General features: G+C 41.8%; 21 protein-coding genes. 10 read left to right on the top strand and 11 right to left on the bottom strand.

Annotated elements, in window-relative coordinates; translation table 11 throughout:
* The first annotated feature begins 4 nt into the window (after window positions 1-4).
* The 10 genes from pseB to Q4519_RS04630 are packed head-to-tail and all read left to right on the top strand — an operon-like array spanning window position 5 to window position 10,195.
* Window positions 5-994: a UDP-N-acetylglucosamine 4,6-dehydratase (inverting) gene (gene pseB / locus Q4519_RS04675; protein ID WP_232800382.1), complete on the top strand. Its 990-nt coding sequence runs from the start codon at window positions 5-7 to the stop codon at window positions 992-994.
* Window positions 994-2,154 (top strand): UDP-4-amino-4,6-dideoxy-N-acetyl-beta-L-altrosamine transaminase, encoded by a 1,161-nt coding sequence (pseC, locus tag Q4519_RS04670; protein WP_303510064.1) that lies wholly within the window; start codon window positions 994-996, stop codon window positions 2,152-2,154. Before pseB ends, pseC begins: the two co-directional genes overlap by 1 nt.
* Window positions 2,151-3,026, top strand: a complete 876-nt coding sequence (locus Q4519_RS04665) for an aldo/keto reductase (protein ID WP_303510062.1) — start codon at window positions 2,151-2,153, stop codon at window positions 3,024-3,026. The genes pseC and Q4519_RS04665 overlap by 4 nt, the downstream gene beginning before the upstream one ends.
* Before the next feature lie 31 nt (window positions 3,027-3,057).
* Complete coding sequence (locus tag Q4519_RS04660) at window positions 3,058-3,798, top strand: glycosyltransferase family protein (protein ID WP_303510059.1); 741 nt, start codon at window positions 3,058-3,060, stop codon at window positions 3,796-3,798.
* Window positions 3,786-5,060 (top strand): aminotransferase class III-fold pyridoxal phosphate-dependent enzyme, encoded by a 1,275-nt coding sequence (locus Q4519_RS04655; RefSeq protein WP_303510056.1) that lies wholly within the window; start codon window positions 3,786-3,788, stop codon window positions 5,058-5,060. The genes Q4519_RS04660 and Q4519_RS04655 overlap by 13 nt, the downstream gene beginning before the upstream one ends.
* On the top strand, window positions 5,060-6,547 hold the full coding sequence (gene pseG / locus Q4519_RS04650; RefSeq protein WP_303510054.1) for a UDP-2,4-diacetamido-2,4,6-trideoxy-beta-L-altropyranose hydrolase: 1,488 nt from the start codon (window positions 5,060-5,062) through the stop codon (window positions 6,545-6,547). The genes Q4519_RS04655 and pseG overlap by 1 nt, the downstream gene beginning before the upstream one ends.
* Window positions 6,540-7,610, top strand: coding sequence for a pseudaminic acid synthase (pseI, locus tag Q4519_RS04645; protein WP_303510051.1), 1,071 nt, complete (start codon window positions 6,540-6,542; stop codon window positions 7,608-7,610). Before pseG ends, pseI begins: the two co-directional genes overlap by 8 nt.
* Window positions 7,607-8,683 (top strand): hypothetical protein, encoded by a 1,077-nt coding sequence (locus Q4519_RS04640; RefSeq protein WP_303510048.1) that lies wholly within the window; start codon window positions 7,607-7,609, stop codon window positions 8,681-8,683. Before pseI ends, Q4519_RS04640 begins: the two co-directional genes overlap by 4 nt.
* Complete coding sequence (locus Q4519_RS04635; RefSeq protein WP_303510046.1) at window positions 8,676-9,959, top strand: motility associated factor glycosyltransferase family protein; 1,284 nt, start codon at window positions 8,676-8,678, stop codon at window positions 9,957-9,959. Before Q4519_RS04640 ends, Q4519_RS04635 begins: the two co-directional genes overlap by 8 nt.
* Entirely contained in the window at window positions 9,932-10,195 is a 264-nt protein-coding gene (locus Q4519_RS04630) for a hypothetical protein (RefSeq protein WP_303510044.1), read from the top strand. Before Q4519_RS04635 ends, Q4519_RS04630 begins: the two co-directional genes overlap by 28 nt.
* Here Q4519_RS04630 and Q4519_RS04625 read toward each other — a convergent pair.
* The 11 genes from Q4519_RS04625 to flgL all read right to left on the bottom strand — a co-directional run bounded on the left by Q4519_RS04625 (window position 10,178) and on the right by flgL (window position 21,136).
* Window positions 10,178-11,116: a hypothetical protein gene (locus Q4519_RS04625; protein WP_303510041.1), complete on the bottom strand. Its 939-nt coding sequence runs from the start codon at window positions 11,114-11,116 to the stop codon at window positions 10,178-10,180. The genes Q4519_RS04630 and Q4519_RS04625 overlap by 18 nt on opposite strands.
* Window positions 11,116-11,835, bottom strand: coding sequence for a bifunctional 2-polyprenyl-6-hydroxyphenol methylase/3-demethylubiquinol 3-O-methyltransferase UbiG (locus Q4519_RS04620; RefSeq protein ID WP_303510039.1), 720 nt, complete (start codon window positions 11,833-11,835; stop codon window positions 11,116-11,118). The genes Q4519_RS04625 and Q4519_RS04620 overlap by 1 nt, the downstream gene beginning before the upstream one ends.
* Window positions 11,832-13,148, bottom strand: coding sequence for an NAD(P)/FAD-dependent oxidoreductase (locus Q4519_RS04615; RefSeq protein WP_303510035.1), 1,317 nt, complete (start codon window positions 13,146-13,148; stop codon window positions 11,832-11,834). The genes Q4519_RS04620 and Q4519_RS04615 overlap by 4 nt, the downstream gene beginning before the upstream one ends.
* Window positions 13,148-15,241 carry a 6-hydroxymethylpterin diphosphokinase MptE-like protein gene (locus Q4519_RS04610; protein ID WP_303510032.1) on the bottom strand — a complete coding sequence of 698 codons (2,094 nt, stop codon included), beginning with the start codon at window positions 15,239-15,241 and terminating at the stop codon, window positions 13,148-13,150. The genes Q4519_RS04615 and Q4519_RS04610 overlap by 1 nt, the downstream gene beginning before the upstream one ends.
* A 6-nt stretch (window positions 15,242-15,247) precedes the next feature.
* Window positions 15,248-15,565, bottom strand: a complete 318-nt coding sequence (locus tag Q4519_RS04605; RefSeq protein ID WP_303510029.1) for a hypothetical protein — start codon at window positions 15,563-15,565, stop codon at window positions 15,248-15,250.
* Complete coding sequence (gene fliS / locus Q4519_RS04600) at window positions 15,562-15,987, bottom strand: flagellar export chaperone FliS (protein WP_303510027.1); 426 nt, start codon at window positions 15,985-15,987, stop codon at window positions 15,562-15,564. The genes Q4519_RS04605 and fliS overlap by 4 nt, the downstream gene beginning before the upstream one ends.
* 19 nt (window positions 15,988-16,006) lie before the next feature.
* The gene (gene fliD / locus Q4519_RS04595) at window positions 16,007-17,389 is read right to left on the bottom strand and encodes a flagellar filament capping protein FliD (RefSeq protein WP_303510025.1); all 1,383 of its coding nucleotides are present in this window, start codon (window positions 17,387-17,389) and stop codon (window positions 16,007-16,009) included.
* A gap of 31 nt (window positions 17,390-17,420) precedes the next feature.
* A complete protein-coding gene (locus Q4519_RS04590) occupies window positions 17,421-17,855 on the bottom strand; it encodes a flagellar protein FlaG (RefSeq protein WP_303510023.1) in 435 nt (144 codons plus the stop codon).
* A gap of 66 nt (window positions 17,856-17,921) precedes the next feature.
* Entirely contained in the window at window positions 17,922-18,737 is an 816-nt protein-coding gene (locus tag Q4519_RS04585; protein WP_303510021.1) for a flagellin, read from the bottom strand.
* A 295-nt stretch (window positions 18,738-19,032) separates the two neighbouring features.
* Window positions 19,033-19,851, bottom strand: coding sequence for a flagellin (locus Q4519_RS04580; RefSeq protein ID WP_232800357.1), 819 nt, complete (start codon window positions 19,849-19,851; stop codon window positions 19,033-19,035).
* Between the two features lie 61 nt (window positions 19,852-19,912).
* Window positions 19,913-21,136: a flagellar hook-associated protein FlgL gene (flgL, locus tag Q4519_RS04575; RefSeq protein ID WP_303510018.1), complete on the bottom strand. Its 1,224-nt coding sequence runs from the start codon at window positions 21,134-21,136 to the stop codon at window positions 19,913-19,915.
* Window positions 21,137-21,141: the final 5 nt, after the last annotated feature.

Genomic DNA, 21,141 nt, shown 5'->3' with positions numbered 1-21,141 from the left:
TAGTATGTTTAATAACAAAAACATTTTAATTACAGGTGGTACAGGTTCTTTTGGTAAAAAATGCATTGAAATACTTTTAGCCAAGTATCAGCCTAAAAAAATCATCGTCTATTCAAGAGATGAACTTAAACAATTTGAAATGCAGCAAGACTTCAGTCAGCCATGTATGCGTTACTTCATCGGTGATGTACGAGATGGCGAGCGACTAAGACGCGCGATGAAAGGGGTTAATTACGTTATTCACGCAGCGGCTTTAAAGCAAGTTCCTGCTGCTGAATACAACCCAATGGAGTGCATTAAAACCAATATCAATGGGGCTGAAAATGTCATAAACGCCGCCTTAGATAATGAAGTCTGTAAAGTGATCGCCCTTTCAACCGATAAAGCGGCAAACCCAGTTAACCTTTACGGGGCAACGAAACTTGCCTCGGATAAGCTATTTGTTGCCGCCAATAATATGGCGGGTGGCCATAAAACCGTTTTTTCAGTCGTGCGCTATGGCAATGTGGTTTGTTCGCGAGGTTCGGTAGTGCCCTTTTTTCAAAAGTTAATAGATGATGGAGCCACAGAGCTTCCCATCACTCATGAAGACATGACCCGTTTTTGGATTACCTTGCCCCAAGGGGTCGATTTAGTGCTAAAAAGCTTTGAACGCATGCTTGGCGGTGAAATTTTTGTGCCTAAGATCCCATCAGTTAAAATCACCGAACTCGCTCGAGCGATGGCGCCAGACCTGCCGCAAAAAATTGTTGGCATACGTCCTGGTGAAAAACTTCATGAAATTATGTGCCCAGCTGACGATTCGTACCACACCTTTGAATTTAAAGATTATTATGTCATTGCGCCCAGCATTAATTTTAGTTCACGCACAAATGATTTCACTATCAATGCATTGGGAGACAAAGGGAGTGAGGTAGCTGCCGGATTTGAATACAACTCAAGGAATAATCCACACTTTCTCACTGCTGATGAAATTTTGGAATACAACCGTTAATGTCTGACTATATCCCTTACGGTAAACAAACCATTTCACAAGCTGACATCAATGCCGTTGTTGATGTACTGCAATCAGAATATTTAACGCAAGGTCCACAAGTCCCTGCTTTTGAACGGGCTGTTACGCAATATTGCAACGCGCAATACGCGGTTGCATGTAATAGCGCAACTTCGGCTTTGCACCTTGCCTGTTTAGCACTCGATGTCAATGCAGGTGATATAGTTTGGACTAGTGTCAATACCTTCGTAGCATCCAGTAATAGCGCATTATATTGTGGTGCCAAAGTTGATTTTATCGATATTGAGCTCACCACAGGCAATTTAAGCATTGATGCCCTAACCGCTAAACTTGAATCTGCAGCCACTAACAACCAATTACCTAAGGTGGTTATCCCCGTTCATTTCGCAGGGCAAAGCTGTGATATGAAGGCTATCTCAGCATTATCAAAAAAATACGGTTTTAAAATTATCGAGGATGCTTCTCATGCCATAGGTGGCAATTATCTCGATAACAAAATAGGCAGCTGTGAGTACAGTGATATTTGTGTGTTTAGCTTTCATCCGGTCAAAATCATCACTAGTGGTGAAGGAGGCATGGCACTGACCAATCAAGCTAATGTAGCCAAAAAAATGCATCTATTACGTAGCCATGGTATCACACGAGATCCCAATGAGATGCAAAGTGAAAGTCACGGTGATTGGTATTATCAACAAATCGAGCTTGGTTTTAACTACCGCATGACAGATATCCATGCCGCCTTAGGTTTACGCCAACTTGCTGACATAGACTCGTGGGTTGAACAACGGCATCAATTAGCAAAAAGATATAATAAAGCATTCGCAAACACTCAAATTACACCATTAAAACAAAACCTAGATGGATACAGTGCATATCATTTATATGTGGTGCGATTAAGGGGGTTAGACTTAAATGCTAAACGCCGCGTCTTTAACGCGTTACGTAAAAATAACATCGGCGTGAATCTACATTATATTCCTGTACATTTGCAGCCTTATTATCAGCACCTTGGCTTTAATGAAGGAGATTACCCAGTATCTGAGCAATACTATAAAGAAGCCATTTCACTTCCATTGCATCCGAGCCTGACAAAGGTGGAACAGGATTTTGTTATCGAGCAACTTCTGGCCTGTTTATGAAGCTAGCACTTGGCTGTGTTCAATTTGGCTTAGATTATGGTGTCACAAATTCATCGGGACAAGTCCCTCTAGAAGAAGCGAGGCGAATACTTTGTTATGCTACACAAGTAGGCATCGATACTTTAGATACAGCGGCCATGTATGGAAATAGTGAACAGGTATTAGGCTCACTTTTAAAGCCGTTTAATAGTGAGTTCAATATTGTCACTAAACTAGGCCATGTCACAACAAAGACAGAACTAGTTAAAAGCTTCAACAACAGTTTATCCCTTCTAAACCAAAGCCAAGTTAGCGGCTTAATGCTTCATCGCCCTGAAGTATTATTGAGTAAAGAAGGCTCTGTTATTGCCAGTACGCTTGCAGCATTAAAAGCCGAAGGCAAAATATCTCATTGGGGGGTTTCAGTTTACGACCCCATACAAACTAAAACCATTACCGAACGATACAAAATTGATTTAGTACAATTACCATTGAATGTATTTGATCAGCGGTTTGCGTCGTCGGGCATGCTCAAGCAACTCAATGAGCAGGGGGTAAGGATCCACGCACGTTCGATACTCCTGCAGGGCTTACTCTGTCAATCACAATGGCCAAGCTATTTTTCACCTTGGCAAGCTCAACGTCTAGCCTACCAAAAACTCGCCAAGCAACATCAGCTTACTCTGTTGCAGTTAGCGCTCAGTTTTTGTCACTCTCAGCCTCTTGTGGAACGATTTGTGCTTGGTTGTCAATCAGTGGCGCAATTAAATGAGATTGTCATGGCTTATAAAAAAAGTCAGGGACAAGAAGTAATCAACTTTGCAGAATTAGCCAACACAGATATTAAACTCATTATTCCGTCCAACTGGCCGACAAATAAACAAAGAGCGTGAATGAAACCGACTACAGCGAGATGCACTCGATATGATCTTAGCCATTTTACAAGCTAGAATGTCGTCGCAACGACTACCTAAAAAAGTACTAAAACAGATTTTAGGCGAACCGATGCTCGCTCATCAAATACGACGTATAAGAGCAAGTAAAAAAATCGATAAACTGGTAATAGCAACTAGCGACCAAATAGATGATTCTGCTTTGGTAGCCTTTGCGCAAGAATATCAGGTTGAAGTTTTCCAAGGTAGCCTGAACGATGTTTTAGCTCGATTTTATCACTGTGCCTGTCACTACAAAGCAACACATATTGTTAGATTGACCGGAGATTGCCCACTGAGTGACGCAAAAATTATTGATAACACAATAGCACTACATATCAATCAGAAAGCAGACTATAGCTCTAATTGCCACCCAGCTACTTTCGCCGACGGCTTTGACGTAGAAGTAATAACATTTGACGCCTTGCAACAAGCCTATTATCAAGCTCAAGAGCAAAAAATGCGTGAACATGTTACCTTATATTTGGCGAAGTCGCCGGATGCATTTGTGCAAGCAAACCTGACCACCTCACCTGATACATCCCATTTCCGAGTAACGGTCGATAATCAAGATGATTTTGAGTTAGTGTCGCAGATATACCAAAGCATGTCAGAACAAGGTAAAGATTTTACTTACCAAGAAATAATTGATTGGTTAAACGCACACCCTAAACAAAGCGGTATTAACGCTCACTATCAACGCAATGAGGCGATTTCTGTATGTCACAAATAGATCCGAGATATCAAACCAGCAGTGACTTTTATCAACAAGCTAAGACGTTAATCCCTCTTGCATCTCAGACATTTAGTAAAAGCCGATTGAGCTTACCTTATGGCGTAGCGCCATTATTTTTAGAGCGAGGCGAAGGCTGCCAAGTATGGGATATCGATAACAATCAATATACTGATTTTATCAACGGTTTATTATGTGTCAGCTTAGGTTATCAAGATCCCGACGTCGACCGTGCCGTGATTGCACAAATTAGTAAAGGGGTTAGTTTCTCCCTGCCCCATAGACTTGAATTCGAAGTTGCTCAGTTACTCGTCGACTTGATCCCTTGTGCTGAAATGGTTCGATTCGGTAAAAATGGCAGCGATGTCACCGCCGCCGCCATTCGCTTAGCACGTGCTTTTACCAATAAAGAACATATTGCCGTATGTGGTTATCATGGCTGGCAAGATTGGTATATAGGGGCTACCAGTCGAAATTTAGGCGTACCAAAATCAACTCAAGCCCTTACTCATCCTTTTCCGTTTAACGATCTTAGTGCACTTAACACACTATTAAGCCAGCATGAATTTGCAGCCGTGATCATGGAGCCAATGAATGTAGTTGAACCTGAGCCGGGTTATTTAGCGGGCGTTAAGGCACTATGTGAGCAACATCAATGCTTACTGATTTTCGATGAAATCATCACTGGCTTTCGTTTTGATTTAAAAGGTGCGCAACATTTGTTCGGCGTGACGCCCGATCTAGCCACCTTTGGAAAAGGCATGGCTAATGGTTACCCACTTTCAGCGATTGTTGGTAAAAAAGAAATTATGATGTTAATGGAAGATATTTTCTTCTCCGGTACATTCGGTGGTGAAGCGTTATCTCTGGCTGCAGCAAAAGCCAGTATCGAGAAGATGATCCGTTGCCAAGTGCCAGAGCACATCAATCAGTTGGGAACAAGCCTGCAACAGGGCCTCGCGTCGCTGCTTGCTAAAAGTGAACTCTTTAAGCTAGTCGGGCATCCAAGCTGGAGCATTTTAAGCCTCAGTCATGATAGCGAACAATTAATTAAAAGCGTCTTTTTGCAAGAAATGTATCAGCGCGGTATGCTCACTCTCGGCACGCACAATATTAGCTACGCTCATCAACAGCACGATATCACGCGATTAATCAGTGCATACCAGGAAATAGTGCCTTTTATCGAACATCACTGGCAACAAGGCACGCTTAGAACAATATTGAAAGGGGCGGTTATAGAGCCTGTCTTTAAGGTGCGTTAATGAAAGTTGTGTTTCGAGTCGATGCCAGTAGCCAACTGGGTTTTGGCCATTTAATGCGTTGTTTAACTTTGGCAAACAGCCTTGCTCAGTGCGGTGTTGAGTGCATTTTCATCTGTAGAGAAATGTCTGGATTTCAACCCGACAAAATTGAGTCTCAAGGCTATCGATTGTATTACCTAACCGCTCAATCTAACTCAGATGAAACGGGAGATGCTCAAGCCACTCTTGAGATCCTCACAACGCTAACACCCAGCTGGCTCATAGTGGATCACTATCACCTCAACTCTGAGTGGCAACACACGATTAAGCAAGGTGGTGGCCTAGCACGCACAAAATTGATGGTTATCGACGACCTTTGCCGCCCAGCACCTTATGCCGATCTCTTATTAGATCAAAGCCTAGGCCGTCAAGATACGGATTACAAACACCTACCAGCTGAGTGTAAACTGGCGCTCGGCGTTGATTACACTTTACTAAATGCAGCCTTCATTGAACAGCGTGCTGCAGCAGAGGCAAAAAGGCGACACTTTGCTCATCGTGAGCTGCTCGTTTCCATTGGCGCAACCGATCCACTAAACCTCACACAATTAGTGATCGACGGTTTGGCCTATTTATCTGCAGAGATCTATCCCAAAGTTACGATTGTTCTCTCAAAGTCTGCGCCCTATTTAAATCATGTAGAATTGGCCATTGCGCAGCAACATAATCGCAACATCATCTTAATTAAAGATGCCACCAATATGGCAAGCTTAATGCTGAATGCCGACTTCGCAATCGGTGCATGCGGAACCAGTAGCTGGGAGCGCGCATGTCTGGGACTGCCCTGTTTGTCTTTTGTGAGCGCTGATAATCAAGTATTTATCAGTCAGTCGATGCATAAGGCAGGTTTATGCCAACTGGTTGACGCTGATATCTCACCACAGCAGTTAGCTCAACAATTAACGCTGACGAGCCAACCTGACATAGCAAAGGCCATGAGTCAGGCTGGTTTTAATATGATCAGCGGTCAAGGCTGCCAACGCCTAGTCACCACATTGTTTAAGAGCAGCCCATTAGAGGTAAAATTGCGACCTTTTCTTGCTAGCGATGAAGCCCAAATTTTTCAATGGCAGCAAGCGCCGAATATTCGTCAATTTGCTCGTACGCCAACGCCCCCAACATGGCCAGAGCATCAACGCTGGTTTCAAAAAATGATGCACAACGATGATCATAACTACATTATCCAATGGAATGGTTTGCCTTGTGGATTGATCCGATTAACGCCGCAAACCAAAGACTGGGAAGTCTCTATTTTGATTGCGCAGGCTTTTCACGGCATCGGCATTGCCAGTCGAGCACTCGCTGAATTGCAATGCAAACATCCCGTTGTAATGACCGCCGAAATATCCCCCTTGAATAAAGCCTCAATAAAACTATTTTTACAGGCTGGTTTTTACCCTATTTCATTAGACCAATACCGCTATACTGGAGACAAGCTAAATGCCTAGCCCGATGAAAATTAATGGCCGAGCTATCGCCAATGGTTTATTGCCTTATATGATTGCAGAAATTTCAGCTAATCATAATGGCGACATTAACAACGCGTTTCGGCTAATTGAACTGGCTAAACAGGTCGGTGCCGATGCCGTGAAAATCCAAACTTATACCGCTGATACAATGACCATAGATGCCAATCAAGCCGAATTTAAAATTAAGGGTGGCTTATGGGATGGTTATTCCCTCTATGAGCTCTACCAGCAAGCGCATACCCCTTGGGCTTGGCATTCCGCGCTATTTGCGAAAGCAAAACAAGTAGGCATAACCTTGTTTAGCTCTCCATTTGATGAGACGGCCGTTGATTTACTGGAGTCATTACAGGCACCTGCATACAAGATTGCTTCGTTTGAATCATTAGATTTCCCGCTGATTGAATACGTGGCCAAAACGAATAAACCGATGATTATCTCAACAGGTTTAGCTACATTAGATGAGATCACAGAGCTACAACAGTTTCTAACCGCAATCAAGCATCAAAATTATTGCTTATTACATTGTGTCAGTGGTTACCCTACTCCTGTCGAGCAATCAAATGTTACAACATTGACTGACTTACAACATCGCTTTCAGTGTCATTCCGGCTTAAGTGACCATAGTTTAAGTCATGGCGCAGCATTGGCCGCTAGCGCCCTTAATGCCGCAATCATCGAAAAACATTTTACCTTTTGCAGAAGTGAAGGAGGCCCAGATGCCGACTTCTCACTAGAACCAAATGAATTAGCGGAGCTATGTAGCTTAATCAAACAAGTACATTTGGCAAAGGGAAAAGTAAATTACGAACGAAAACCCGCCGAGCAACAAAATCTGCAGTTCCGCCGCTCTATTTACGCCGTAAAAGACATCGCTGCAGGAGAAAAATTTACCGAAGATAACATCAAAAGAATAAGACCCGGCCACGGCCTAGCACCAAAGTACTACCCTGAATTAATCGGCTCAAGCGCTAAGCACTCCATTGCTAAGGGGACTCCACTTAATTTCAATCACTTTACTGCAAAAAGTACAATAGACAGATGAGTAACCAAATTCTCGAACAACTTGAACAGCTTTGGCAAAACGTTTTGCTCCCACAATCAAGTTTATCTGTTAAGCGGGCATCAGCCGAGCAATGGCAATCATTAATACACAACAAACAAGGCTTGCCTGTCGACTATCTGTGGCCCGTAATAGATTACTACCATCAGTATAATTTGTCTTATGCCAAGGTCGCATACTCCTTTACCTATGTTATTTATCAAGCAAATACAGCCATCGCGATTTGGCCAATCAACCTGATCACCACAGAGCATGGTATGAAATTGCTTTCGAACTCAGGGCCTATCCTTCCCCCTCATTTTTTATCCCCTGAGGTATCCATCAAAAATAGCAAGAAAATTGCCAAACTATGTTTGTATTGGGCAACGAAAGTGGCTGAATTTAATCACATTCAAAAGCTACAAACTGTCAACTTTTCTAATTTTACCGCAACTCCACATTGGGAGCTGGCCTGGATGAGCCATGGCGCAACGATATCAAGCCACTATGAAAACATTGTCGACCTAACTATGGCGCCAAATGAATACAAAAAGCACCTCAGCAAAGGGGCTACGGCAGATATTAAGCGGTCATTAAAGCTCTGGCGCTTTGAGCACATTAACAACATGAGTATTGAACAGCGAGATATGTTCTGCGCGCTGCACTACAAAGTTGCGGGGAAAGTCACCCGATCTCCAGAAAGCTGGGAGAGCCAACGTCAACTCATCAATCAAGGAGTCTCTTTTGCTGTATTTGCTTTTAGTGAAAAAGAACAATTGATCGGAGCAGCTCAGTTTATATATTCGCATGATTTTGCAACTTATGCGTTTGGGGCTTATGACAGAAGTTTATTTCACTTACCCATTGCCCATGGCGCCCAACAACTAGCCATCGACTACTTACAACAACGGGGTATCAGAAGTTACCTTTTAGGACAGCGCTTTTTTGTCGGAGAAACCCCACCACCCACAGCTAAAGAGTGCAGCATTGGTCAATTTAAGTCCAGCTTTGCTAATTCATATGGCCTTAAGCATACATTTACTTTAGCGCTATCAACGAGTATCTATGATGAATAAACTATCCAACTCTCTTGCCATTATTGCCAAGCGTTGGCCAGAGTTATATCAACCTATTTTAAGCTCCCCAACAATCACTCCTGTCGTCATTCATGAGCCAGAGCCCACTTATGTTATTGATGATATTCAACTAACTAGTTGTTATCAACGCGAATCAGAAGCACAACTACAAGCTAACTCAGTACCCACAAATTGTTCAAAATTAAACATATATGGCGTAGCCTTGGGCGATACAATTAATGCGGTTTTAACCAATAAGCAGCTTAAGTTGGTCAAGGTGCACATATTAAATCTCTCAGTTTTTAAACTGACATTGAGTGATTTAGGGTCGTTAGGGTGGCTCGATGATCCTCGCGTTGAGTTGGTTTACGCCGGCGGTAGCAACGGCATATCACGCCCTTATCTTGTGATGCCAGCCGAGCTGATCTTAGCCGATGATGATTGTGCTAGACTAAGAGATAAACTTATCCTAGATCGAGATAGTGCCCATATAGAATCACAACATACCAATAACCAGCATGCTCAACAGCACATTATCACGACTCAAGCCGTGTTAAAACATGATAGAGATGCTGAAGAGTTGCTTAATAACACATTCAAACGTGCACTTATTATTGCTGCGGGTCCCAGCTTGGAGCAAACTTACCAACTGATTAAAAACCATCAAACCGGAGATATTATAATCTGCGTTGATGCTGCACTACGAGCTCTTAAGCAAGAAGGGATCATTCCGAACATCGTTATTAGCATTGATCCTCATCCAGAAATTTGTTTTAGAGGGATAGACTTTAAGGAATATACAGAAGTCAGTTTGGTATACTTTCCTAGAATGTCACCAGACACACTATCGCAATGGCTAGGCCCACGCTATCAAGCCTATTCAACTAGTTCGTTATATGATGATGTAAACCAAAAATGTCCACGCCTACGATTATTCAGTGGAGGTAGCGTCATCCACCCAGCTATCGATTTAGCGGTAAAAATGTCGGCGGCAGAGGTGATCCTATTTGGTGCTGATTTTGGCTATCCTAGCAATAAAACCCATGCCTTTTGGCCATCTAACTTTGACGTTCCCGCGGTCAATAGCACTGTTGGACATAGCGTGATGAGTTGGCGTGGTAATAAAATAAGTACGCTGCCTAACTTGCGGGGTTATTTAAGAGATCTCGAGGATTTTATAGAATTACACCCAGAAGTGAATTTTTACAGCGCCAGTAGTCTAGGGGCAAAGATAGACGGAGCAAGGTTATGGAACGAAGTTCAACACAACTGCTAAATTTGATTGACAGAACGTGCCAATCCTTTCGTTTAGCACAAGAAGCAAAAGGCAATCATTTTTACACTCAGTTAATTGATGCATTAGAGGCCAATTTACCAAAACTTGCAGCCGATAAAGCAGCATACCTGAATCAAATATTACCGCCGCTGTTTGCCGCCCAAAGTAGAAGAGATACCTTATTTTTGTGCGATATTTTAGAATATGAAATACGACCACTATTTGAAACTCAGTAATAACTCCTCTAGCTGCGTGCTCCATTTTAGCTGGCTGTGAATGGGGAAAGCGAGACAAGGTCGATAGGCCAACTTTAAAGGGTGGCCTGAAAAATTAAAATTATATATAGCTGTTTCTATTCCTAGACTAGACAGCTCGTGTTGCAAAGTCAGCAGTGTCTCACAAGGTAAATTTGAGAATAACGGTGCGATACCAGGGGCTCCACGACACTGTTTAATTATATCGTTCATCCAGTTGGGCCAATCGCTGGTTAAGCCTAAATTTGACAAATGTTGTAACGCTGACTGGCGCGCCGCGGTTTCTACGACAAGCATGGCTTCTAGATCTGCATCAGCTAGGGTCTCCTTTTGCGGAGCACTATTTACGTAAGTTTTATTGATATCGGTGCACTTAGCTTTATCATGGCTGTACTGAATTTTTGGCGCTCTGACTTCCGCTACCATCTGCCAGCTATTATTTGCATATAATAGGCCCCCTTGCTCGAAGCCAAGGCACTTAGACAAACTGATAATAAGTTGAACTTGGCTATTTTCAGGCTTGGTAAGTAATGATTGGTAGCGCTGCACTGCATCAGGCGAGTCAACACAGTCTAATATCACCGCACACCCAGCTTCAGTGATTAGCTGGCTGATAATATGTTCTGAATATGGCCATCCCCATTGTTCATAAACCAATAAGGCATCGATATCAATATCAAATTTAATGACTTCTTGAAGCGGAATAGGACTTGCTACTCGAGCGATACAAGACACAACGCAAGCAGAGCTGTATTCGGGATAAGCGACTCGGTTTACTCGCCCCAAACCTAATGCCAGCATACCTTGTTGCAATGCTTGACGGCCACTGGCAAAAATACAGTCAGTCGGCAAGTTATTGTTAGTTTGAATAGGCGTTGGTTGATCACGCCACAATCGAACCATTAAGCAAATTTCCTTATAACTACATCTTCACGGGTATAGCCAAAAGGAAGGTTGCTTGGTTGCGGCATAATATAGGCTTGAGCGCCTTGGTTTCGGATCCTTCTAACTAGGCTAAAAAGCTTTTCATCATTAAATTCCGTACTTTTGATTCCAGTTTCAAATGGCACTTCCGAGACAGTTGAATCGGCCATTTTTTTTGCCCAATCAACAGAGAAGGCTTGCCCTTCTTTACTATTGAGAAAACGTTGCTTGGTATCCTGATTAGGAATATCGCCAATCAGCATCAGCCCACCAGGGGCGAGTATGGCGAGGGCTTTATCAACAAAATCAATGACCGACTGTTCATTTGGTAAGCAATGTAAAACGCTGTAAATAATAATTTTGTCGAACATACCGAGGTCAGTATTCGGAAGCGTAAAAAAGTCGCCTCCGAATAACGTTATATTATCAACGGAGGTTCGTTGAGTGAATTTATTCAAACAGTTTGGGTGATCGATACCGACGCAGTGTGAAACCAAAAATGACATAGGGATCAGTAAATTACCCGTACCACAACCGATTTCAAGAAGCTTATCAGTACTTTTCAAATCTACTTTATCAATAACATCTTTGACAATATTCTTTTCTGCGTCTCTTTGTATCGCATAGCGTCCTGCAATCTGAGTATGGTTATTAAGTGAAAAAGCACGTTCGCCATAGGCTTGAAAATAGGTATTCATCGTTCACTGGCCTCTTTAGAACTGGTAAAGGCTTGCTGTAACAAGGTGGACATAAAAAAGCCTTTACAATTACCGCGACCTAGCAAAGTTAGGTTCTGAAAATTATTTAAAAGCATATTGTTAAATGACTGTACTTCTGCCTCAATTTTAGCCGTAATAACTGGGAAGCCTTGTTTGATTCGCTCACAAGCTTGATAGAGACACTGGTGTTGCGCAGTTATTAGCCCCATAATCTGTAACTCTTGAAGTACATCGACCGTTGCAGCTTCGAAATCAAACTCCTTATCATTCAAAGCTTCAACCGTTAAATTGTATGAACTTGCGATATTAGGATTTAAATTTTGGTAGATGGTTAACCGCCCTGCGATCAAACTTGGGTCTGGCACATTTATATAGTAAGAGTCAGTCTTAATCGGCTTATCAAATGCAAAATGATACAACGCTGTCGGACGGTATTCTGGCTTACTGACTGATGTGGGAACATCGAGAAAACGCGATAATATTGGGCTAGGAACTGCCCAAAATAATACGTCAACTTCAAATGCACCATGGGATGTAACAACTTTCGTTATGCTACCATTACTGGAAACAATGTCTCGTAGTTCACAACCGGAAATCAAATTTACGCCTGCGGCAATTGTTTTTTTCAATAATGAATGATACCAAGCACCAATTCCACCATCGACGGGGTAGTATTTCTTTACCCCTTTACTTGCACCGTGAAAACCAAGCCGCTCGTTGTATATAGGTAACTGTTTTAAGTATTCAGTTGTCGTTGCATCAAATGCAATGGCTCTGTTGAGATCAAAAAACGGATAGCAACTGGCACTCAATAGTTCAGCATTAACGCCAAAATATTTTCCAACAACACCAGAAAAAACTTTACTATAAATACGGTCACCAAAATGCTGACGGTATTTTTGGGCTAAGTTTTCTGCTTCGTTAGTATCTTTGATCGCTAGAATTGAGTTAGCTATCTCACCGGAGTCAATATCTTTCACATTGTTTAAATTGATGAAGGGACTCACTTCACTCATTTTTTGATAAAAACTACTCGCGATCCCGACGTCAAAGGAATGCATTTCAATATCAAGATCTTCAAACAAGAAACTGTCTAAACCTTGGATACCCGTAGTTGATGCTACGTGCGTACCGTAATCAAAATAGCCAAAAGGTGTCTCTGTACTTTTTAGTAAACCTCCTGGCGCTTTATCACTATCTAACAGAGTAACCTTATGACCTTCTTTTACTAAAGAATAAGCAGCAGTCAAGCCAACAACGCCCGCACCCACAACCAAAATATGTTTATGCATTATTCTTCGCCTGCATTAAAGATTGTTTGGCTTTCCCATTCTTTGGCCATAATGGTGTCATCTGGAATTAATAATGAGTGTGCGTATTTGTGTTTCATTGCGCTTAAGTATTCACGTACAACAAGCAAACCTTTTTCGTGATACTCTAAAGCAAGCGCAGTATCTTCAGTGCTCTGTAGCATACGGCTCAAAATGGTATGGGTATATAAGATACTGCCTCGAATCATATCCCGTAGATATAAGCTTTCATCATCCCCTCCTCCTTCAAGAAATGCGTACTGCTTATAAAGGTTTTGAATTGCCGAAAATCGATCGCTCACAGGCTCATGTGTAATGGCGATCAACTGGTCGATGAACAGGTTAAAATCAAGGGCCTCCAATTTATGTAAAAACAGATCACTGACGGATTGACAATCCAAGCTGTAATAGTCAAAGCAATTGTCAACCAAAGCTTTTTTATCAAGGATAGGGGTATCTATTGCAACCTTGTGCGGCTCTAATGGTTTCGCTCCTTTGATTAACGCGCCATCGCTAAGATTAAAACAGCGTAATTGAGGCGAGCGTAGAATAAAAGCAGTTAAGGATTGCGCTGAATAACCAAAAGCGCTGCTACTACGAACGGTTCCACCGAAGTTCCCCGCTAGCGAAATGGTATCTTGTCCTTTAATATCAAATAAGGCTCGATCTTCCCCTTCTTCATTATAATAAACACTGTCTTTACTATGGTGCTGTCCTGATGGGAAACCAAGGTCAGTGCCAATAAAATAAAACTCACGAAACCCTAACGCTTCTATAAGAGTTAAAGCGCAATTAGCCACCGTGGGATTACAGTAAGCTACTCTCTTTATTTGCATCCCCACATCACCTAATTCTCGGGTCAAAATGGTCGAGGGTTCGTCTGCTTTTAACCCAAACATGCTACGTTCAAACAACTTAAACACTTCAGGGCTGATAGTATTGATAGAGAGGAATGCAATCTTACTAAGAATTGACTTGTCTACTGAAAGTAACCTATCTCGAACAGGTCTTGTTCGTTCTTGCTCAACATGAAAATCGGGTAATATGCCATTTCGCAATAAAGTATCGATAGTCGTTCCGCAACTGACAACAAGTACACGGCCTTGGTATTCTTTTATTAAGTCTATGTTTTTATCAAGTGATGGACCGTTACCACAAATAAAAACCGGAACATTGTTATTATCGCTAAGAGGGAGCTTATTCTCAATTGCGGTCGATGTTTGTAAATTATGATAATGATGCGCAACGGCCATTAATGCGTCATCAAAAAAACCAAAACCATAAGCCAACTCATACGACTTTTGTTGGAATAGCTCTAATGCTCGCTTTATCATTTCATCCTGATAATGCTCATAAATAAAGCTCTTCGATATATCATAACGGCCTTTTCGAAATAATTGATTACCTAAATCACCAAAAAATACTTCTTCATCTCCACCCAAGCATAAGTGAATAGATCCACCACGTTTATCAATGTGTTTGAGAATATTAGCCCAATCAATTAAATGTAATGAGGCATAAAAAAAATCATGATTGGGTTCATAAATGTATAACCGATTCACATCATGAGCATCAAATAAGCGCTCAAGATAAAAGCCTGTACCTAAACCAAAACAAATCAGCATGCCTAAAGAATCTGGAAAAAAAACCTTTTCGCTTTGATATTTTTGTGACTCTTTTTCTAACTCAGCTAATTGATCTAAATAAGTTAAGTGGATAAACCCCTGTCTATTTTCACCATTAGATTGCTTTACAACAAAGTTTGTCGCTTTTGGTGATAGTTTAAAGTATTCAAAGTCCATTAAGCTGGTACGAAACCCATCCCCTCCAAATACCAAATCATCAGTACCAATAGTGGCTAAATCAACACTAAAGTCCGTTGCAACCAGTTCAAACTTGCTAGGTTCATAGTCGCTAAATGCCTCTGCAATTTCTGGGATATAATCATGAAAGGCCAATATGTTTTTTGCAAAGACGCTTTGATAATCTTTCGCTATGTAAGGAATGCGAGCAATAGTCTCTTCTATCGAAGGAGCGCTAGCTGAAGTAGAATTAGCAATTGGGGTTTCGGACATGGTTGGTTACCTAAGTTTGTTAATCGCTATGTACTTTGATACCTTTGCATTAGCTAACTTTCGAGCCTGCTCTTGCTGTTTCAGAGTTTGTTTTAGCAGACTAAGTTGGCTTAACTGTTCAGCATCACGAGCTTGAATCGAAAGTAAAAAGTCTTTAATTTCTGATGTTGTAGCAGATTGGTTAGCGCTATTCCACAGTTGTTCAATCAAGTTTTGACGTTGCAACAAAACTTGATTTAATTCCTCTATACTCTCTCCTGCAATTAATTCACTAGCCCGGCAGGTCAAATATTCAATTTTTTCAGTAAGCTCTGTTCGCATCATGCTGTTGAATTCTGGGCCGCTCGCATTTGCTCTGCTTTTGCTTTATCCGCTTCTGAGATACCTTCCCATGCCTCTTTAATTGGTGAGATTAAAGAGACAACTTCATCAATTTGCTGGCCAGATTGATCAGCAGAAGCCTCGCCTAACCTTCTAATCATGTAATCATATAACTGATAGAAGTTTTCACCTATTTCAGGGCTTTGTTTCATATCAATGCCATCTTGTAACCCTGCAATTATACCAATCGCTTTATTGAGTGATTTTGATTTACCTTCAAAATCTTTTCTCAAAATACATCCTTTAGCAACTGCAAGAGTGTCAACCACCCCCTGCATCAACATTAATATGACTCGATGTGGATCAGCGGCAAGCAATGATGATTGATGATTTGTATTCTGATACGCTTTTATATTAGCCCGCATGTTGGTTTACTCCCTACCTCTATTTCTTCTCTATGGGTTTCAATACACTTTCTATGTAAGAGCTGGTCGCATTATATTGAGCAATCGTCACATCCAATGCGGTATATTTCTGTCTCAGAGTAGCCTCATAGGATTCCATATAACGACCCAGTTTTTCCCTATCATCAGCAACACGAGTGAGAGAATCCTTGAGAGCTGCCTCACGCTCTTGTACGACACCACCGTTTTCCAAGTAAGACGCCGTAAACGTACTTAATTGTTTTGCCACACCATCGTCACCTGCAAATAATGCGCCAAGATCAGCAAGGTTATTAGAAATAGCGCTATCCAAACGCTGCCTACCACTTTGCTGCCCATTTTTCATGATGCTTGAGACTTCTAGTTCACCGTCAGCATTCATCGTGATACCTGCATCATAAAGCATTGATAAGGCACCGGATGTGCCTGTCACAGGAGAGCCAACAATTGATCGGAGCTGTGATTCATAACTGCGAATACTTGAGTCGAATGCAAGCGGCCCATTCGTGGGGTCGGATAAAGCATTAAGTGTTTTCTGTAATGCATTATAGCCGTCAACGAAATCATTGATTAAGGCTTCAACACCGTCGGTGTCAACCCCTATATCCAAAGTGAGTTTTTCCCCTGCTTGCGTCAAATTACTGACTTCCAATGCAATACCACTGATCGCATTTGAGAATGTATTGGTTGATGATGTCACCGTCTGACCATCAATTTTGATCTCTGCATCCGTTGCGTTTTTTGCCGATACCATACCTGTTGATATAGCCGCTAAGCTGGCATTATTATTAGTCACTGATAATTGATTTGCCAGGCCTGTTACTTCAGAGGTATAAGTCAATACAGGGCCTGCATCAGAGTTAATTATATTTGCTTTAACGCCGAAGTTATCACTTGAGTCGTTAATTTTCTTTTGAATATCTTCCAGTGTATCGGTCGCGTCAACTGAGATATCAAAGGTATTACTACCTGCACCAAATGTTAGTACCCCACTACCAACAGTATCCGTTGCGGCAGAAAAAGCTCCTGGCGTAGAGTCAAGCCGAGAGCCTTGAGCAAGTTTCAGTACCTCAACTTCAAAGGTGCCTCCAGTTACTACGCCGTCGGTGGTTGCCTTTATTATATTACTACTACTATCTGTACTGCCGAGATAAGAATATGAAGACTTATTCTGAAAGAAAGTGTCAGGATCTGATAACTTTTTGAGTACATCTTGGAATTGAGAAAGGGATGACTTAAGAGTACCTACTCCGGATAATTCTTCCGTCGCATCTAATTCACGTTCATTAATAGAAGCGACCCGAGTACTTTGCTCTGCTTTAACAAAGGTAGATATGATGCTTTCAAGATCTAATCCAGATCCAATACCCGTTAGTGTCGCCATTTATGGCCTCCAAACTTGATCACAAAACACATTAAGCCTTACTATCAATAAGTATACCAACTTTATTGGTTAACTCCTGCTCGAGCTCTTTAATTTTTTCTGCAATCCTTAGCATTTCTTCACTTGGAAGTTGTCTGACTAACTCCTTAGTCTGCTTGTCTGTAACGGTAATCACTGTTTTATCGGTTGAGTCGTCAATGGAAAAGTTAACTCCTCGCTTGCTGCTATCTAGGAATCGTTGTACTAAAGAGACGGCTTCTTCAACTTTTTTATTATCCGAAGCGTCTATCTTAGCATTTCTAGGTATTTCTTTGCTCTCGACATCAGCATTACTTTGATATTTATTGCTTGCTTCAGATGCTAATGCGACTTGGTCATGACTGTTTTGCTTGTTACTCGACGGTAAACTTTGTTTAGCATAAGAATCAATCACAAAGGAAGCTACATTGGGCTCACTCGTTTTCATATTAACCCCCTACGAATTAAAGCACCTATAAGCATAGGTGCTTTATCTGTTACCTAGTTGCCCTGATTAACCTATTAATGATAGGGCAATTTGCGGCTGTTGGTTAGCCTGTGCGAGCATAGAGCTTGCAGCTTGCTGCATAACAGTATTCCGTGCCATTGAAGCTGATTCAGCTGCAAAGTCAGCATCCATAATACGAGATTTAGACGCTGATACGTTTTCAGCGATGTTAGTTAAGTTACGGATAGTAGATGAAAAGCGGTTTTGCTTAGCACCCAAATCAGCCCGTTTATCATTTACTGCTGATAATGCAGAGTCAAGATCAGCAATCGCAGTCTGTGCTAATGCTGAAGTTGAAATACCTGCATTTACACCAAGTGCTGTTGCATCCATTGAAACAGATACTCGAACATCAATTGTTTGACTTTGGTCTGCACCCACTTGGAATGCTGCGCTGTAGGTGCCATCTAATAACGTTACACCACCGAAGGTTGTGGTTGACGCAACACGAGTTATTTCGTTTTGTAGCTCAGTGTATTCTTTGTTTAGGGCTGCTCGGTCAGCAGTGGTATTTGAGCCATTCGCTGATTGCAGTGCCAATACACGCATGCGTTGTAGCATATTTGTCGTTTCATCTAACGCCCCCTCAGCTGTTTGTGCTAAAGAGATACCGTCATTAGCATTACGTGCGCCTTGGTTTAAACCATTAACTTGAGCTTGTAAACGAGAACCAATTTGCATCCCAGCAGCATCATCTTTAGCGCTATTGATACGTAGGCCTGAAGATAGACGCTGGAATGATGTCGCTAGCTCATCACCCGCTTTAGTTAAGTTACGTTGTGAGTTCATTGATTGAACGTTGGTGTTTACATAAAGAGCCATGGTATTTCTCCTATTAAGCTTTAATATCCAGGGTCTGCTGCTTAAACTTGATGTTGCCACAGCCCTTTGTGTTTGTTTGCACCTTACTTTCTGTGCTCATAAACTGTATCGGCGTAAGAAGATAATCCTTGAATCTTTTTTTTAATATTTTTGAATATGCTGAACTTTGACTTAATAAACAGTAACTTACAAATAAATCAAAAGGTGAGAGCAGGTGATTAATGAAAATAATAGAAGATAATATAGAAGGGATAAAAAGGGAAAAGCCCCAAAAAATGGGGCTGAGGATCACTCCTCACCCATTTAGAAGTGATAATGCAATTTGTGGTTGTTGATTAGCTTGTGACAACATAGTGCTTGCAGCTTGCTGCATCACCGTATTTCGAGCCATCGCTGCTGATTCCTCAGCAAAATCGGCATCCATAATACGTGACTTTGACGCCGATACATTTTCTGCGATATTTGTTAAGTTGCGGATAGTAGATGAAAAACGGTTTTGCTTAGCACCCAAATCAGCTCGCTGGTCGTTCACATTCGCTAACGCTGAACTTAAATCGGCAATTGCCGTTTGTGCATTAGCTGCAGTCGAAATACCGGCCGTAACCCCCAAAGTAGTCGCATCCATCGAGACACTAACACGCACGGTAATGGTTTGATTTGCATCTGGACCAACCTGGAAAGCGGCAGTATACGTACCATCAAGTAAGGTCACACCACCAAAAGTGGTTGTTGACGCGACACGGTTTATTTCATTTTGCAGCTCAGTATACTCTTTATTCAAAGCCGCACGGTCTGAGGTTGTATTAGAGCCATTGGCTGACTGCAAAGCTAATACACGCATACGCTGTAGCATATTAGTCGTTTCATCCAATGCACCTTCAGCAGTCTGGGCGAGGGAAATACCATCATTTGCATTTCGAGCGCCTTGATTTAAACCGTTAACCTGCGTTTGAAGACGTGTGCCTATTTGTAAGCCAGCTGCGTCATCTTTTGCGCTGTTAATCCTAAGGCCAGAAGATAAACGAGTAAAAGAAGTACCTAATTCATTACTCGCTTTAGTTAAGTTTCGTTGCGAGTTTAGAGACGCAACGTTGGTATTTACATATAGTGCCATTTTTTTATCTCCATGATTTCCAACACTGATAAAAATGCAACATGTATGCCACTTTTAACAATCAAACGTAATCGAATAACGACAAACTAGTGACTTTATTAAAAGTGGAATACGCAACTTGCATTGCCATCTCTTGTTGCGCGAGTTTAGCTGAGGCTTCTGCGTAATCAGTTTCTGATAAGCGCGCCCTTGCTTCTTGGTTTAAAATATCAAATGAGCTGTTAGATGCTTCGACACGTTTCATGGTGTTGATGCGAGAACCTATCTCCCCTATAACACCTAAAATTGAATCAGCTGAATTCTTTAAACCAACCGTTACGTCTTTTAAAATAGGCTGCAAATCAGCTTGATCAACAGTTGGATCTTTCAATGCATTTTTAAAATCTTCTAAATGATTCAAGACGTTTTCATTACTAGGAGGATCGAGGTCGACCTGCGCAGTCGTGCCTGCAACGCCGTCTAAAGTTATTGCCATACCGGCAAACTCAATGGCTTGTCCTGGCACAAAGTTGCCGCTTATGGGTGGAGTCAATGGGTTATTACTAGCGTCAAGAATAACGAAGGTATCTGGAGCACCTGGGGTCGTGACGACATTCAGCTGACTATTCGCCGGATTAGCAAAGTCATAGCTTGCTTTGTGATAATTATCAAATTGCTCTTGCGCAGTAATTTCCACCTTAATGGTTCCCGCTGAAGGAACACCAGTTGCGGTATAGCGTGCAGGCACTTTTTCAAAAATATCTAGGCCAGAGTCACCTTGTTGTACGAATACACTCGGTGAAATTTGGATTTGATTAGTGACGCCATCTCCTTGAAATACATAGCGCCCTGTTGCAGGATTTTTAGCAAAAGCCTGCATATTCGACTGGCTGCCGGAGAAAATAAAATCACCACTGGCGTTGCGCGCATTCATCAAATCATAAATTTCGCTTTGTAACCCCTCAACCTCCGTTGCAATCGAAGCGCGCTCTTGGCTCGATAAAGTACCGTTATTCACTGTGATAGTTAGTGTACGCGCCCTATCAATCGCAATTTGAATTTTATCTAGTGTCGACTCTTCGACACTTAGGCCCCCCGTAACCAGTGTCGAGTTTTTAATGTATTGCTTATTCGCTTCAATCACTTCCGATAAACGGTTGGTTTTGGCAAAACCAGTCGGGTCTTCAGACGCCAATTGGTAGCGCTCACCACTAGTAAGTTGATGTTGGGTCTTGACAATATTGCTGGTGCTACTGGCCATATTGGCAGTGCTAGCATGAAAAATCTGGTTGGTTGAGATACGCATGAATA

It is taken from the genome of Motilimonas sp. 1_MG-2023, from assembly GCF_030547455.1.
In the GTDB taxonomy this organism is placed as follows: domain Bacteria; phylum Pseudomonadota; class Gammaproteobacteria; order Enterobacterales; family CBDFNC01; genus Motilimonas.
The sequence above is the reverse complement of the archived record's forward strand: the minus strand, read 5'-3'. Positions and strand labels throughout refer to the sequence as shown.

Bases quoted from the DNA above. Each gene is read 5' to 3' on its own strand.
- pseB (WP_232800382.1), top strand. From the start codon at position 5: ATGTTTAATAACAAAAACATTTTAATTACAGGTGGTACAGGTTCTTTT.
- pseC (WP_303510064.1), top strand. From the start codon at position 994: ATGTCTGACTATATCCCTTACGGTAAACAAACCATTTCACAAGCTGAC.
- Q4519_RS04665 (WP_303510062.1), top strand. From the start codon at position 2,151: ATGAAGCTAGCACTTGGCTGTGTTCAATTTGGCTTAGATTATGGTGTC.
- Q4519_RS04660 (WP_303510059.1), top strand. From the start codon at position 3,058: ATGATCTTAGCCATTTTACAAGCTAGAATGTCGTCGCAACGACTACCT.
- Q4519_RS04655 (WP_303510056.1), top strand. From the start codon at position 3,786: ATGTCACAAATAGATCCGAGATATCAAACCAGCAGTGACTTTTATCAA.
- pseG (WP_303510054.1), top strand. From the start codon at position 5,060: ATGAAAGTTGTGTTTCGAGTCGATGCCAGTAGCCAACTGGGTTTTGGC.
- pseI (WP_303510051.1), top strand. From the start codon at position 6,540: ATGCCTAGCCCGATGAAAATTAATGGCCGAGCTATCGCCAATGGTTTA.
- Q4519_RS04640 (WP_303510048.1), top strand. From the start codon at position 7,607: ATGAGTAACCAAATTCTCGAACAACTTGAACAGCTTTGGCAAAACGTT.
- Q4519_RS04635 (WP_303510046.1), top strand. From the start codon at position 8,676: ATGAATAAACTATCCAACTCTCTTGCCATTATTGCCAAGCGTTGGCCA.
- Q4519_RS04630 (WP_303510044.1), top strand. From the start codon at position 9,932: ATGGAACGAAGTTCAACACAACTGCTAAATTTGATTGACAGAACGTGC.
- Q4519_RS04625 (WP_303510041.1), bottom strand. From the start codon at position 11,116: ATGGTTCGATTGTGGCGTGATCAACCAACGCCTATTCAAACTAACAAT.
- Q4519_RS04620 (WP_303510039.1), bottom strand. From the start codon at position 11,835: ATGAATACCTATTTTCAAGCCTATGGCGAACGTGCTTTTTCACTTAAT.
- Q4519_RS04615 (WP_303510035.1), bottom strand. From the start codon at position 13,148: ATGCATAAACATATTTTGGTTGTGGGTGCGGGCGTTGTTGGCTTGACT.
- Q4519_RS04610 (WP_303510032.1), bottom strand. From the start codon at position 15,241: ATGTCCGAAACCCCAATTGCTAATTCTACTTCAGCTAGCGCTCCTTCG.
- Q4519_RS04605 (WP_303510029.1), bottom strand. From the start codon at position 15,565: ATGATGCGAACAGAGCTTACTGAAAAAATTGAATATTTGACCTGCCGG.
- fliS (WP_303510027.1), bottom strand. From the start codon at position 15,987: ATGCGGGCTAATATAAAAGCGTATCAGAATACAAATCATCAATCATCA.
- fliD (WP_303510025.1), bottom strand. From the start codon at position 17,389: ATGGCGACACTAACGGGTATTGGATCTGGATTAGATCTTGAAAGCATC.
- Q4519_RS04590 (WP_303510023.1), bottom strand. From the start codon at position 17,855: ATGAAAACGAGTGAGCCCAATGTAGCTTCCTTTGTGATTGATTCTTAT.
- Q4519_RS04585 (WP_303510021.1), bottom strand. From the start codon at position 18,737: ATGGCTCTTTATGTAAACACCAACGTTCAATCAATGAACTCACAACGT.
- Q4519_RS04580 (WP_232800357.1), bottom strand. From the start codon at position 19,851: ATGGCACTATATGTAAATACCAACGTTGCGTCTCTAAACTCGCAACGA.
- flgL (WP_303510018.1), bottom strand. From the start codon at position 21,136: ATGCGTATCTCAACCAACCAGATTTTTCATGCTAGCACTGCCAATATG.